Origin of the sequence: Streptomyces sp. NRRL F-5126 (genome assembly GCF_000721265.1) — a bacterium.
Lineage (GTDB): Bacteria > Actinomycetota > Actinomycetes > Streptomycetales > Streptomycetaceae > Streptomyces.
In genome coordinates this window covers 67,134-80,430 of sequence record NZ_JOFZ01000009.1, presented here as the reverse complement: position 1 = coordinate 80,430, position 13,297 = coordinate 67,134, and the positions used below count along the sequence as shown (strand labels likewise).

The window sequence follows — 13,297 nt, the reverse complement described above, 5'->3', positions numbered from 1 at the left end:
CTCGTCAGCGCTACGCGGCCCGGTCGCGGAGCGCCGCCACGACCGTGCACGCGGTGCCCGCCACGATCGGCACGATCACGGCGGGAGCGAGCCAACCCGGCACGTGCGGGTCGGGCGACGACCGCCAGATCAGCGCGCAGCCCGCGAAGAACGACACCCCGACGCAGGCGTTGAGCACCAGCAGCGACCGGGCGACGCGACGGGCCGAGGTCCGGCTCCTGGGCCGGTGCGTCGAGGACGGGTAGGACGCGTAGGAAGACGTGCCCGCCCGCGCGGCGGGCGCCCGCGTTCGCGGCGTCGCACGCAGCACCCACTCGGCGCAGCCGACGAGGAGCGCCGTCACGCCTGCGTACACGAAGACGAGGGCGAAGGCGCCCGCGACCGAACGCCCGGTCCACGCGTCCACCCCGCCGCCGCCGATGTGCTGCGGTATGCGGTCGGGCAGGTGCGGGTAGCGCATGACGCCCCACACCGCGAGCGCGATCAGCAGGGCGCCACTGGGAATCAGCCACAGCCGCAGACCGGGTGCGAAGACCATGCGCGCCATTGTCGGGCCTCTCGCGGCCGGCCGGCCGTCGTCATCAGTGATTGCGGCCCCGGGTTCTCCCCGGGCGGATGTTCCTATAGATTTTTTGGCCGACGGCACCTGGCAGCAGGCGTGTTCGGCGAAAGGGACGGCGGCCCATGACTCAGACTTCCGGGAGCACGCACGGCGCCGAGTTCGGCGGCCTCGTGGCCGCGGTCACCGGCGGCGCCTCGGGCATCGGCCTGGCGACGGCGCTGGAACTCGCGGCGCGCGGCGCCGAGGTGTGCGTGCTCGACCTCAACGCCGGTGCGGCGCCCGCCGGGCTGCACGGGTTCACCTGCGACGTCGCCGACCGCGCGTCCGTGAACGCGGCGTTCGCGGCCGTCGACGCCCGCTTCGGCCGGCTCGACGTCCTCGTCAACAACGCGGGCATCGGCGCGCAGGGCACCGTCGAGGACAACGACGACGCCGAGTGGGCACGCGTCCTCGACGTCAACGTCACCGGCATGGCCCGGGTCGCCGCCGCCGCGCTGCCGCTGCTGCGCAAGGGCGTGGCCGCCAGGACCGGCACGCAGCCGCCCACGGCCGCCGTGGTCAACACCTGCTCCATCGCCGCGACCGCGGGTCTGCCGCAGCGCGCGCTCTACTCGGCGAGCAAGGGCGCGGTGCTCGGCCTGACCAGGGCGATGGCCGCCGACCACATCCGCGAGGGCGTACGGGTCAACTGCGTCAACCCCGGCACCGTCGACACCCCGTGGGTCGGCCGCCTCCTCGACGCGGCGCCCGACCCGGCCGCGGAGCGTGCCGCGCTGAACGCCCGTCAGCCCACCGGAAGGCTCGTCTCCGCGGACGAGGTCGCCGCCGCGATCTGCTACCTCGCCGGGCCGTACGCGGGCGCCACCACCGGCACGGACCTCGCCGTCGACGGCGGTATGCAGGGCCTCAGGCTGCGCCCGGCGGCCACGGGAGACGGCGCGAGGTGACGTCGGGGACGACGCTGCTGCCCACCGAGCCCTTCGGCCGCTCCGGGCTGCCCGTCACCGCCCTCGGCTTCGGCGCCGCGACCCTCGGGGGCCTGTTCGCGCCGCTCTCGGACGAGGACGCGCACGACGTGCTCAACGCCGCCTGGGACGCGGGCATCCGCTATTTCGACACCGCGCCGCACTACGGCGTCGGGCTCTCCGAGGAACGCCTCGGCCGCTTCCTCGCGGGCAAGCCGCGCGACGCGTACGTGCTGTCCACCAAGGTCGGCAGGGTGCTGGTGCCGGGCGGGGGACCGCCGGACTCGGTGCAGGGCGTGGACGGCTTCTACGGCACACCCAACCGCGTACGGGTGCGCGACTACAGCGCCGACGGTGTCCGACGCTCGCTCGACGAAAGCCTGGAGCGCCTCGGTCTCGACCGCGTCGACATCGTGTTCGTCCACGACCCCGACGAACACGCCCGCCAGGCGCTGACGGAGGCGTACCCGGCGCTGGCCGCGCTGCGCGACGAGGGCGTCGTCGCTTCCGTCGGCGTGGGCATGAACCAGGTGGCGATACCCGCCAGGTTCGTCCGCGAGACGGACATCGACTGCCTGCTCGTGGCCGGGCGCTACACCCTGCTGCGGGCCGAGGCGGGCCGCGAGCTGCTGCCGCTGTGCGCGGAGCGCGGCGTGGACGTCGTGGGTGCGGGGGCCTTCAACAGCGGGCTGCTCGCCACGCCGGACGAGAGCCCCGTCTTCGACTACGCAGCCGCGCCCGCACCGCTGGTGGCCCGGGCGCGGGCGATCGCGGACGTGTGCGCAGGGCACGGCGTGCCGCTGCCGGTGGCCGCGCTGGCGTTCGTACGGGCGCACCCGGCGGTCCGCACGGTGCTCGCGGGGATGCGCAGCGCGGCGGAGGTACGGCAGAACGCCGGCGCGGTCACCACCGAGGTCCCGGCCGCGCTGTGGGAGGACCTCAGGGCAGCCGGCCTGCTGCCGGAGGCGGCCGTCCTGCCGGGAGCGGGGCAAGCGGGCTACTTCGCGTCCGAGTAGCGCTCCACCACCGCGGTCGTGAAGGGGAAGCGGACCGGTGTCTGCCCGAACGCGGCCGTCCCCGCCGTGTCCGCCGCCGCCTGGACCGCCGCCACCACCGCGTCCGCCTCCTCGCGCGGGCAGTGCACGATCACCTCGTCGTGCTGGAAGAAGACCAGTTCCGCCCGCATGCCGGAGGTCGCCCCGCGCAGCGTCGCCAGCATCAGCAGCGCCCAGTCGGCGGCGCTGCCCTGGACGACGAAATTGCGCGTGAAGCGCCCGCGCGCCCGCGACGAGGGCGTCGAGCCCTGCGGCGCTTCCTCCTCCTGCGGAATGCCGGCCTCGTCGTCCTCGACGGCTCCGAGAGCCCGCGGGCTCGTGCGGCCCAGCCAGGTGCGCACCAGGCGCCCCTCCTCTCCCGCGCGCGCCGCCTCGTCCACGTACGACACCGCGAGCGGGAAGCGGCGGCGCAGCGCCGCCAGGTTCTTCAGGCCGTCGCCCGAGGTCTGCCCGTAGATCGCACCCAGCACCGCCAGCTTCGCCTGCGCACGGTCGCCGGCGAACGCACGGTCCGACAGCGCCGCGTACAGGTCGCCCGGGTGCCCGGACGCCTCCATGAAGCCGGGGTCGCGCGAGATCGCCGCGAGCACGCGCGGCTCCATCTGTGCCGCGTCGGCGACGACCAGCCGCCACCCCTCGTCGGCCACGACGGCCCGCCGCAGCACGCGGGGGATCTGCAGCGCGCCCCCGCCGTTGGTCGTCCAACGGCCCGTGACCGTGCCGCCCGGCTGGTACTCCGGCCGGAACCTGCCCTCCCGCACCCAGTCCTGCAGCCACGTCCAGCCGTTGGCCGTCCAGATGCGGTAGAGCTTCTTGTACTGGACGAGGGGCTCGACCGCCGGGTGGTCCACCTTCTCCAGCTCCCACCGCCGGGTGGACGTCACCCGCACGCCGGCCCGCGCGAATGCCCGCACCACGTCGGCCGGGAGGTCGGGCCGTACCCGGTGGCCGAAGGCCTCCGACACCTCGTCCGCCAGCTCCGCGAGCCGCCGCGGCTCGCCGCCGCCCGCATACCGCTCGCCCAGCAGTTCCCGCAGCACCTCGCGGTGGATGTCCGCCCGCCACGGCAGACCCGCCGCATGCAGGTCCTCCGCGACGAGCATGCCCGCCGATTCGGCGGCCGTCAGCAGCCGCATCCTGCCCGGGTGCTCCGCGAGGCCGTGCCTGCGCTGCTGCTCCGCGTAGACCGCGAGCAGCCCCTCGAACGGCACCTCCGAGCCGGCCCTCGGCTCGAACAGCGACGACTGGGAGCCGGGCTCCGCCGACCGCGCCGGGGGATCGGGCGGCACCGGCGCCTTCCGCAGCCGCGCCCACGCGGCCGCGGCCGACCGCGGCTCGCCGAGCCGCCCCTCGTGGCCGAGCAGCAGCTGCTCGGCCGCCTCGACGTCGTAGCACCGCTCCACCGGTACCCGCGCCGCGAGCAGCCGCGGGTAGACCTCGGGCGTCGAACGCCACACCCACCGCGCGACGCCGGGCCGCGCACGCACCGACGCCACCAGATCCGGCTCCCGAACCACGGGCCCGGCCGCCGAGCCGTCGGCGGCCAGCGGCGCGAGCAGCGCGCCGCCGTCGTCCAGCGGAGCCAGCGCCCAACGTCCGGTCATGGGTGCGAGTCTCGCAGCCGGGTCTGACAGAGGGCGGAGAAGACCGGGAACAACGCGGCCCGATCGGCACTTGACGCCTCAAGTGAGGCACCGGATCGCACCGGTACTCATGGCACATGCATGCACGCCACGAGTGGAGGTCACGATGAAGGCGACTGTTTTCGAGGAGTTCGGCGGGCCCGAGGTGCTGCACGTGGGCGACGTCGACGAGCCGCACGCCGGTCCTGGCCAGGTGCGCGTGCGGGTCAAGGCCGCGGGCGTCAATCCGATGGACTGGAAGATCCGCCACGGATGGATGCAGGAGGTCATGCCCGTGGAGCTGCCGTCCGTCCCGGGCCTTGAGGCCGCCGGCGTGGTGGACGAGGTGGGCGAGGGCGTCACGGACTTCGCCGTGGGCGACGAGGTGGTCGGCTCGGCCGTGCGGGCCTACGCGGAGCACGCCCTGATGACCGTCGCCGTCAAGAAGCCCGCGGGGCTCGACTGGAACCGCGCCGTCGCCCTGCCCGTCGCAGGCGAGACCGCCTCGCGTGTGCTGGGCGCACTCGGCGTCGAAAAGGGCGAGACCCTCCTCGTGCACGGCGCCGCGGGTGCCGTCGGCGCGATCGCCGTACAGTTCGCGGTCGCGCGCGGAGCGACCGTCATCGGCACGGCCTCGCCTGCCAACCACGACTACGTGAGCTCGCTCGGCGCCACGCCCGTCGCCTACGGGGACGGGCTGGTGGAGCGCGTACGCGCGGCCGCGCCGCAGGGCGTGGACGCGGTCTTCGACACCGCGGGCAAGGGCGCCCTGCCCGACTCGATCGAACTGCGCGGCGGCACCACCGACCGCGTCATCACCATCGCCGACATGGCGGCGCAGCAGCTGGGCGTGGCCTTCTCCGGCGGCGGCTCCACGCCGGAGCAGCGCCGCTCCTACCTGACGGACGCCCTCGCGCTCGCGGCCGAGGGCGCGCTGGACGTGCGCGTGGCGCGCACGTACACGCTGGCGGAGGCCGCCGACGCGCACGCGGAGAGCGAGGCGGGCCACGCGCGCGGCAAGCTGGTCATCGTCCCGTAATACCGGTAATACGCGCGGGCCGAGTGCGCCGAGTGCGGCGAGTGCGGTGCGGATCGCCCGGCCGGCCTGGGCAAGTGGGGGAAGTTGTGGCATGACGGCTGTCCTCTCGGGCACCATGGGTTGCTTTGAGTGACCTACTGATGTCCGAGAGTAACGATGCTCACTGACAGTCGACTTCCGCACGACGTCCACCAGCCGCGATCCCGCTGGCTGCCGCTGACACGGCTGCCGCTGCCGCACAAGCCGGAGGCGGTCTGGCGGGCGCGAAGACACACCCGCGAGGTGCTCGCCGCACAGCGCGTGGAGGGCGAGCTGGCCGCGACCGTCGAACTGGCGGTCAGCGAGCTGGTCACCAATGCCGTGCGCCACGGCGTCTGCCCGTGCGGCTGCACCCGGGGCGCCGTCTCCCTCGCCCTGCTCGGAGCGGGGGAGCGGCTGCGCGTCGAGGTGGCGGATCCCTCCCGCACGCCGCCGCGCTGGCCGACGGGGATCGAGTCGGTCGACGCGGAGGCGACGGAGGGGCGGGGGCTGCTGCTCGTCACCGGCCTGGCCGTGGACTGGGGCGACTTCGCGCGGGCGCGGCGCGGCAAGGCCGTGTGGTGCGAGTTCGCCCCGGAGCCGGCCGGCATCGGCTGATCGCGCCTCGCCGCCGCGTTGTCCACAGCCTGTGGACAACGCGGCGAGGCGCGCGAACCCCTACGGCGGTGGCGCGCTCGTGGTCGCACGCGCCGACGGCGGCCCCGGCGAGGCGGGCAGCGCCTTCTTCCTGAGCGTGTCCCGCCTGCTGCCTCCCCAGGCGATCACCGCCTTCTTGCCGTCATTGGACCGCACGACACCCTTCACGCGGTCCTTGTCGCCGTCCGTGCACGTCAGCGAGAGCGTGGGCACGCCCAGGTCCCGGATCGTGCCCTGGCAGACGTGGCTGCCGGCGATCACGACCGCCTCGACGCCCTTGACCGAGAGCGTCACCACGCTGCCACCGGTCTGGCCCTGCCAGGTGCCCGCGAGCCTGCGCGCGACCTCTTCCACGGTCTGCCCGCCGGGGCCTGAACTCGTGGCCCCGGACGGCCGATGCGCGCCCGGCGACGTGGCGGACGCCGAACCGCGCCCCGGCGTGCCGCTGCCCGCACCCTGGCCGTCCGCCGGTGCGCTGCTGCCCGCGCCCGCGCCCGCGTCCGAGCCCGTACCCGTGCCGTCGTTCTGCGCGCTCCCTCCCGTGTGCCGCGCGCCGCTCGGCGCGCCGCCGCCGGTGGCGTCCCCGCCGCCGCACCCCGCCAGCAGCATCGCTGCGACCGCCAGGCCGGCCATCGCGACCCCCGCCCCGGCCCCGGCCCTTGTGTACCCGCGCACGGCATGCCCCCTGAGATCCCCGGATCGCCGGACGACGGCCAGGCCCGTGGCCCGGCCCGCAGGTCACAGCTTGTCATCCTGTATGTCACAGCCGCGTCCTGAGGGGCAGCAGTGGAGAACAAAAATGGTCTTGCCTGGATCCAAGCAGGTGGAGAGGTACCCGACCTGGTGAGGAAGAACATGAACGTGAAGAAGATGTCGGCGCTCGCACTGGTCGCCGTCGCGGCGAGCTTCTCGCTCACTGCCTGCGGCGGCAGTGACTCCGGCGGCAGTGACTCCGGCGGCAGCGCCGGGGCGGCCGCCGGTGCGTCGCCGGGAGACGGCGGCACGCCCCTGGGCGCCCCCTCCGACGGCTCCGGCTCGGCCTCCGCCCCGGCCTCGGGCTCCGGGGGCAGCGCGTCCGGCTCGAACGCCGCCGCCGGCTCTGGCAAGGACACGGGATCCGGTACGGGAGGTGGCACGGGCTCGACATCTGGGAGCGCCTGCAAGACGGCGAACCTGGCCTTCACCACCTCGGGCGGCATGGCAGAGGGCGAACTCCTCGTCAATCTGAAGAACACCGGTGCCACCGCCTGTGCGATGCACGGCTTCCCCGGCGTGGACCTCAAGAGCCAATACGGCACCGAGCACGCCACGCGCTCGGCCATGAGCGTGCCCACCGTGAAGCTGGCCGCCGGGCAGGAGACGCACTTCACGCTGCACTACCCGCCCAACCACACCGGCGGCTCCGGCGTCACCTTCACGAAGCTGATCATCACCCCGCCCAACGAGACCCACTCCCACACGGTGCCCACCGGCATCAACATCCCCGTCAGCGACAGCTCCAGCGGCCCCGGCATCACCGTCGACCCCGTCGGCGCGGGTAAGTAACACCGTCTTACCGGAGAGTGAGGAGAGCGGAGAAGGAGGAGAAAGGGCGGCGGCAAGGCGGAATTCGGGGTACAGGAAAAGCCTTTGCTGCCGTACCGTGCGCCCTGTCCGCAGCCGGGGTTCGTTCCCGCACTCGAACAAGGTGTTCACTCAGTGCACCGGGAAAGCTCCTTAGCGTTCGTAATCGCGTCGACACCGACCGTGCACGTGCATTTGCTCATGCAGAAGCGCGTGAACACGGCTATGATCCCGCCCAGTTGTCAGCGGTATCCAGCAACTCCCAGGAGCAACCTGTGCGACACGTGTACAACGGCATGGCGGCGGCGGAGCTGCCCGACGTGGCGTGGCAGAAGAGCGGTTTCAGCAACTCCCAGGGGACCTGTGTGGAGTTCGCCAAACTGCCGGGCGGTGAGGTCGCGGTGCGCAATTCCCGCTTTCCGGACGGGCCCGCACTCGTGTACACGCCTGCGGAAATCGAGGCCATGCTCCTCGGCGTGAAGGCCGGCGAATTCGACCACCTGGCCGCCGCGAACTGAGCGCACGGCGGCGTGCGGACTTCGTTCGTACGCCGCCGCGTACGCCGCCTTGTACGTGGCCCTGCCGGCCGCCTCAGGCCTCAGCGGTCCTCGGTGGAGCCACCGCCGGCGCCTGAAGCGAGAAGACCGCCCACACCACCTTGCCGTTCAGCGTCCCCGTCAGGGGGTGCCACCCCCAGCTGTCGCTGAACGACTCGACGAGGAACAGGCCGCGCCCCGACTCCGCCGCGCAGTCCTCGTCGGCCTCACGCGCCTCGGGGCTCTCCCGGCTCGGATCGCGCACCGCGCACACGAGCCGCGTGTTCCACCGCATCAGGTGCAGGCGCACGGGCCGCTCCTGGCCCGGCACCACCGCCCCGCCCGGCAGCGCGTGGCGCAGCGCGTTCGTGACGAGTTCGGAGACGACGAGCGCGATGTCGTCGAACCGGTCGTCGAGCGTCCACTCCCCGAGCGTCGTGCGCGTGAACTCCCGCGCCGAGCGGACTGCCTCGTACCGGGCGGGCAGCGCGCACGAGGCGGCTCCTGCCGCGCCTGAGGGGTCGATCGGCGGAAGGCCCTGCCGCAACGGCGCGAGCACAGTCGATCCATTCGTCCCCATGCGAGGCTCTCCCGGGTTCCGGCGGCCGTGCCGGGGCCCGGCGGTGGATACGGGCAGCGGTGTGGCCGCGAGGGGTGCGCGTGAGCCATGGTTCCGAATGCGGGCTGCGGATGCAAGGGCAGATGCACGTGCACATGACTGTTGTGTGTTGATTTGTCCTTCTTAATCCCCTTTATCGGGCGGGTCTCTTGCCGTCTCTTCCGGCCGCTTCTTCCAGGGTTCGTCATTTCCGTAACCGGATGAGTACGCCCCGAAGCGTTTTGATGGCACAATCCGGCAGTCGGGGTCCGGGGGCTCCGGCAGACGGCATGGGATGGGGAGGGTTGACAACGTGACCGCAACCGAATCGGGCGGTTCCGTGGTGCGGCGCATCTTGCTGGGCTCGCAGTTGAGGCGTCTGCGCGAGGCGCGCGGCATCACCCGTGAGGCCGCCGGCTACTCGATCCGCGCGTCCGAATCCAAGATCAGCCGGATGGAGTTGGGACGGGTGAGCTTCAAGACGCGGGACATCGAGGACCTGTTGACGCTCTACGGCGTCAGCGAGGAGCGCGAGCGCTCGGCGCTGCTCGGCCTCGCGCGTGAGGCCAACGTGGCGGGCTGGTGGCACAGTTACAGCGACGTCCTGCCCGGCTGGTTCCCGACGTACGTGGGCCTTGAGGCCGCGGCGTCGGTGATCCGCGTCTTCGAGGTGCAGTTCGTGCACGGCCTGCTGCAGACGGAGGGCTACGCGCAGGCCGTCATCACCCAGGGCATGAAGGATCCGCAGGAGCAGCGCGAGGAGATAGACCGCAGGGTCGCGCTGCGTCTGGAGCGGCAGAAGAAGCTGGTGTCCGAGCACGCGCCGCGGTTCCACGCCGTGCTCGACGAGGCCGCGCTGCACCGCCCCTACGGCGGGCGCGAGGTGATGAGGGATCAGCTGGAACACCTGGTCGAGATGTCGGAACACCCGAACGTCACCCTCCAGGTGATGCCGTTCAGCTACGGCGGGCACACGGCGGAGACCGGCGCCTTCTCCCTGCTGACGTTCCCGGAGCCCGACCTCTCCGACGTCGTCTACACGGAGCAGCTGACGAGCGCGCTCTACATCGACAAGGCGGAGGAGGTCGGCCTCTACACCGGTGTCATGGACTCGCTCACCAGCGAGTGCCCGGGAGCGGACGAGAGCCGGGACCTTCTGCGCGAAATGCTCCAACGGTACTGAGGAATCAGTACGATGAGGCCCACTCAGGCGTCCTGAGCGGACGCCCAACCCCTCACTGCCGGCAAAGGGATCACATGTCCTCCTTCACCGAACTGGGCCACCAGTACATCGACGGGGAGTGGCGGGCCGGCACCGGCTCGTGGGACATCATCGACTTCGACCCGTACACCGGCGAGAAGCTCGCCGCGATCACGGTCGCCACGGTGAAAGAGGTCGACGCCGCGTACGAGGCGGCACGGCGCGCGCAGGACGGCTGGGCCAGGTCGAGCCCGTACGACCGCAGGCGGGTCTTCGAGCGCGCGGTGCGGGTGATCGAGGACCGCGCGGAGGAGTTCGCCGAGGTGCTCACCGCCGAGCTGGGCGGGAACCGCGCCAAGTCGGCAGTCGAGCTGGACTCCGCGTGCGAGCACCTGCGCGCGGCGATGTCGATGGCGGTCGCGGCGGACGGTGCGCTCTTCCCCTCGCCCGAGGCGGGCCGGGAGAACCGGGTGTTCCGCAGACCGGTCGGGGTCGTGACCGTCCTGAGCCCCTACAACTTCCCGCTGGCCACGGCGCTCATGTCGGTGGCGCCCGCGCTGGCGCTCGGCAACGCGGTCGTGCTCAAGCCGAACCAGAACTCGCCCATCTCGGGCGGCGGGATGGTCGCGAAGATCTTCGAGGAGGCCGGGCTGCCCGCCGGTCTGCTCAACATACTGATCACGGACATCGCGGAGATCGGCGACGCGCTGATCGAGCACCCGGTGCCCAAGGTGATCTCGTTCGCGGGCTCCGACGCCGTCGGCCGCCACGTCGCCGAGCTGGCGGCGCGCCACCTGAAGCGCACGGCGCTGCAGCTCAGCAACAACGCGGCCTTCGTGGTCCTGGACGACGTGCGCGGCGAGCGCCTCGACTACGCGGTCAGGGCCGCCGTCAGCAGCCGGTTCTTCTACCAGGGGCAGGTCTGCATGGCGGCCAACAGGATCCTGGTCGACCGCTCGGTGGAGGCCGAGTTCACCGAGAAGTTCGTCGCGGCCGTCCGGGCGCTGAAGGTCGGCGACCCGAAGGATCCCGGCACCCACCTCGGCCCGCTCATCAACGCCAAGCAGGTGGACGCGGTCAGGACGATCGTCAAGCAGGCGCTGGACGAGGGCGCCACGGCGCTCGTCCACGGGGCGTCGTACGGCAACTTCGTCGAGCCGACCGTGCTGACGGGCCTGCCGGAGCAGTCGCCGGTGATGCGGCAGGAAATATTCGGACCCGTCGCCCTCCTCGCCGCGTTCGACGGCGAGGAGGACGGTGTCCGGATGGCCAACGATACGCCGTACGGCCTGACGACGGCCGTGCACACGGCGGACCTGGAGCGCGGGGTCCGCGTGGCGCGCCGCATCGGCGCGGGCATGGTCCACGTGAACAGCACGACCAACCTCCAGGACGTCACCGTCATGTTCGGCGGCGAGGGCCTCTCCGGGCTCGGCAGGCTCAACGGCAGGCACTCGGTCGACCTGTTCAGCACGGAGCAGTGGGTGTCGGTGCGCGAGGACATGCCCGAGGTGCCGCTCTAGGCGGCCCGCCGGCGCCCGGCGGCCGTCAGTGGTGGAACGAGGTGGCCGCCGCCTTGTCGCGCGAGAGAGGGCGGTCCTGCTCGCGCAGTTCGGGCAGCAGCCGCTCCAGGTCCGCGACGAGCAGGTTGGCGAGGTCGGCGGAGAAGCCGTTGCGGCAGACCACGCGCAGCACCGCCAGGTCCTCGCGGTTCTTGGGGAACGTGTACGCCGGCACCAGCCAGCCGCTCTCCCGCAGCCGCCGCGAGACGTCGAACACGTCGAAGTTCGTGACGTGTTCGGCCGTGGTGAAGGCGAAGACCGGCAGCTGGTCGCCCTTCGTGAGCAGCCGGAAGTCGCCGAACTCGTCGATGCGCCGGGCGAGGCCCGTGGCGATGTCCCGTGACGTCTGCTGCACGGCGCGGTAGCCGTCCCTGCCCAGGCGCAGGAACGTGTAGTACTGCGCGACCACCTGCGCGCCGGGACGCGAGAAGTTGAGCGCGAACGTCGGCATGTCGCCGCCCAGGTAGTTCACCTTGAACACCAGCTCCTCGGGCAGCTCCTCCTGGGAGCGCCACAGCGCCCATCCCACGCCCGGGTAGACGAGGCCGTACTTGTGGCCCGAGGTGTTGATGGACGAGACGCGCGGCAGCCGGAAGTCCCACACCAGGTCCTCGTCGAGGAACGGCGCGACCATCGCGCCCGACGCGCCGTCGACATGGACGGGGATGTCGAGCCCGGTGCGCCGCTGGAGGTCGTCGAGCACCGCGCACAGCTCCGCCACGGGCTCGTAGGAGCCGTCGAACGTCGACCCGAGCACGGCGACCACGCCGATGGTGTTCTCGTCGCACAGCTCGGCAGCGGCGGCCGGGTCGAGGTGGAAGCGGTCGCCCTCCATGGGCACCTGGCGCATCTCGACTTCCCAGAAGTCGCAGAACTTGTCCCAGCAGACCTGCACGTTGATGCCCATCACCAGGTTGGGCCGCGCGGTCGCCGGGTATCGGTCGGCGTTCTTCTTCGCCCAGCGGCGCTTGAGCGCCATGCCGGCGAGCATGCAGGCCTCGCTGGAACCGGTGGTGGAGCAGCCGACGGCACGCGACGGATCAGGCGCGTGCCACAGGTCGGCGAGCATCGTCACGCAGCGCCGCTCCAGCTCGGCGGTGCGCGGGTACTCGTCCTTGTCGATCATGTTCTTGTCGCGGCACTCGCTCATCAGGACGTCCGCCTGGGGTTCCATCCAGGTGGTGACGAACGTGGCGAGGTTGAGCCGCGAGTTGCCGTCGAGCATCAGCTCGTCGTGCACGAGCTGGTAGGCGGTCGCGGGCGGCATGGGGCCGTCGGGCAGCTGGTGGGTGGGCGGCGCGGCGTTCATGTCGCCGACCGGGTCGGCCGCCCCGTAGAAGGGGTTGAGCGACAGCCTCCTCACCTCGTCGGACGATGCGGCGGTGGCGGCGCGGCTGCTGTCGTTGCCGCCCTGGTGCAGTGTCATCGGTGGATCTCCTCGTGACGGGTGCGTCCAACTGGGCGAGAGCATACGAACGCGGCGGCGCCCCCGCCGCGGCGGACACGTCAGGGCGTGGTCTTCGCCACCACGGCCGCCGTGCCGTACGCGCAGACCTCCGTGCCCACCTGCGCCGCGTCCGTCACGTCGAAGCGCATCATCAGGACGGCGTTGGCGCCGCGCGCGCGTGCCGCCTCGATGAGGCGCTCCATCGCCTGGTTGCGCGTGGCGACGAGCGTCTTCGTCAGCCCTCTGAGCTCACCGCCCACCATCGACTTCAGGCCCGCGCCGATCTGGGAGCCCATGTGGCGCGAGCGCACGGTCAGGCCGAAGATCTCGCCGACGACCTCCTGCACCTGGTACCCGGGTACGTCATTCGTCGTGACGACGATCACATCCGTCTCGCTGCTGACGCCGCCGCTGTAATCCTCGATGGGCATGGGACCCGTCCTTTCACCGGTGTGAGGACCTTCGTACCAGC

At 72.2% G+C, this 13,297-nt stretch carries 14 protein-coding genes; 8 read left to right on the top strand and 6 right to left on the bottom strand.

Annotated elements, in window-relative coordinates:
• Positions 1 to 10: 10 nt before the first annotated feature.
• Positions 11 to 538 carry a DUF1648 domain-containing protein gene (locus IH48_RS0120520; protein WP_030906438.1) on the bottom strand — a complete coding sequence of 176 codons (528 nt, stop codon included), beginning with the start codon at positions 536 to 538 and terminating at the stop codon, positions 11 to 13.
• A 146-nt stretch (positions 539 to 684) separates the two neighbouring features.
• Here IH48_RS0120520 and IH48_RS0120515 point away from each other — a divergent pair, with 146 nt between their 5' ends.
• Together IH48_RS0120515 and IH48_RS0120510 are read left to right on the top strand one after the other, a co-directional pair.
• Positions 685 to 1,509: an SDR family NAD(P)-dependent oxidoreductase gene (locus IH48_RS0120515; protein ID WP_030906435.1), complete on the top strand. Its 825-nt coding sequence runs from the start codon at positions 685 to 687 to the stop codon at positions 1,507 to 1,509.
• Positions 1,506 to 2,543, top strand: a complete 1,038-nt coding sequence (locus IH48_RS0120510) for an aldo/keto reductase (protein ID WP_234434324.1) — start codon at positions 1,506 to 1,508, stop codon at positions 2,541 to 2,543. Before IH48_RS0120515 ends, IH48_RS0120510 begins: the two co-directional genes overlap by 4 nt.
• Here the strand turns inward: IH48_RS0120510 and IH48_RS0120505 are convergent.
• Entirely contained in the window at positions 2,525 to 4,186 is a 1,662-nt protein-coding gene (locus IH48_RS0120505) for a bifunctional 3'-5' exonuclease/DNA polymerase (RefSeq protein ID WP_030906431.1), read from the bottom strand. The two genes, IH48_RS0120510 and IH48_RS0120505, sit on opposite strands and share 19 nt — an antisense overlap.
• 145 nt (positions 4,187 to 4,331) lie before the next feature.
• Here IH48_RS0120505 and IH48_RS0120500 point away from each other — a divergent pair, with 145 nt between their 5' ends.
• Positions 4,332 to 5,243 carry an NADP-dependent oxidoreductase gene (locus tag IH48_RS0120500; RefSeq protein WP_030906428.1) on the top strand — a complete coding sequence of 304 codons (912 nt, stop codon included), beginning with the start codon at positions 4,332 to 4,334 and terminating at the stop codon, positions 5,241 to 5,243.
• 156 nt (positions 5,244 to 5,399) lie between these two features.
• Positions 5,400 to 5,879, top strand: a complete 480-nt coding sequence (locus tag IH48_RS0120495; protein ID WP_051840252.1) for an ATP-binding protein — start codon at positions 5,400 to 5,402, stop codon at positions 5,877 to 5,879.
• 60 nt (positions 5,880 to 5,939) lie between these two features.
• Here the strand turns inward: IH48_RS0120495 and IH48_RS34480 are convergent, their stop codons facing one another.
• Entirely contained in the window at positions 5,940 to 6,593 is a 654-nt protein-coding gene (locus tag IH48_RS34480; RefSeq protein WP_158710330.1) for a hypothetical protein, read from the bottom strand.
• Positions 6,594 to 6,773: 180 nt separating this feature from the next.
• Here IH48_RS34480 and IH48_RS0120485 point away from each other — a divergent pair, with 180 nt between their 5' ends.
• Together IH48_RS0120485 and IH48_RS0120480 are read left to right on the top strand one after the other, a co-directional pair.
• Entirely contained in the window at positions 6,774 to 7,463 is a 690-nt protein-coding gene (locus IH48_RS0120485) for a DUF4232 domain-containing protein (RefSeq protein ID WP_030906419.1), read from the top strand.
• A 293-nt stretch (positions 7,464 to 7,756) separates the two neighbouring features.
• On the top strand, positions 7,757 to 7,999 hold the full coding sequence (locus IH48_RS0120480) for a DUF397 domain-containing protein (protein WP_030906415.1): 243 nt from the start codon (positions 7,757 to 7,759) through the stop codon (positions 7,997 to 7,999).
• A 73-nt stretch (positions 8,000 to 8,072) separates the two neighbouring features.
• On the opposite strand, the gene IH48_RS0120475 is transcribed toward IH48_RS0120480, so the two are convergent.
• A complete protein-coding gene (locus IH48_RS0120475; protein WP_037842732.1) occupies positions 8,073 to 8,597 on the bottom strand; it encodes an ATP-binding protein in 525 nt (174 codons plus the stop codon).
• A 331-nt stretch (positions 8,598 to 8,928) separates the two neighbouring features.
• Here IH48_RS0120475 and IH48_RS0120470 point away from each other — a divergent pair, with 331 nt between their 5' ends.
• The gene (locus tag IH48_RS0120470) at positions 8,929 to 9,798 is read left to right on the top strand and encodes a helix-turn-helix domain-containing protein (RefSeq protein ID WP_030906408.1); all 870 of its coding nucleotides are present in this window, start codon (positions 8,929 to 8,931) and stop codon (positions 9,796 to 9,798) included.
• A 74-nt stretch (positions 9,799 to 9,872) separates the two neighbouring features.
• Complete coding sequence (locus IH48_RS0120465; protein ID WP_030906405.1) at positions 9,873 to 11,339, top strand: aldehyde dehydrogenase family protein; 1,467 nt, start codon at positions 9,873 to 9,875, stop codon at positions 11,337 to 11,339.
• A 25-nt stretch (positions 11,340 to 11,364) separates the two neighbouring features.
• Here the strand turns inward: IH48_RS0120465 and IH48_RS0120460 are convergent, their stop codons facing one another.
• Positions 11,365 to 12,804, bottom strand: a complete 1,440-nt coding sequence (locus tag IH48_RS0120460; RefSeq protein ID WP_030906402.1) for a glutamate decarboxylase — start codon at positions 12,802 to 12,804, stop codon at positions 11,365 to 11,367.
• Positions 12,805 to 12,884: 80 nt separating this feature from the next.
• Positions 12,885 to 13,256: a YbjQ family protein gene (locus IH48_RS0120455; RefSeq protein ID WP_030906399.1), complete on the bottom strand. Its 372-nt coding sequence runs from the start codon at positions 13,254 to 13,256 to the stop codon at positions 12,885 to 12,887.
• Positions 13,257 to 13,297: the final 41 nt, after the last annotated feature.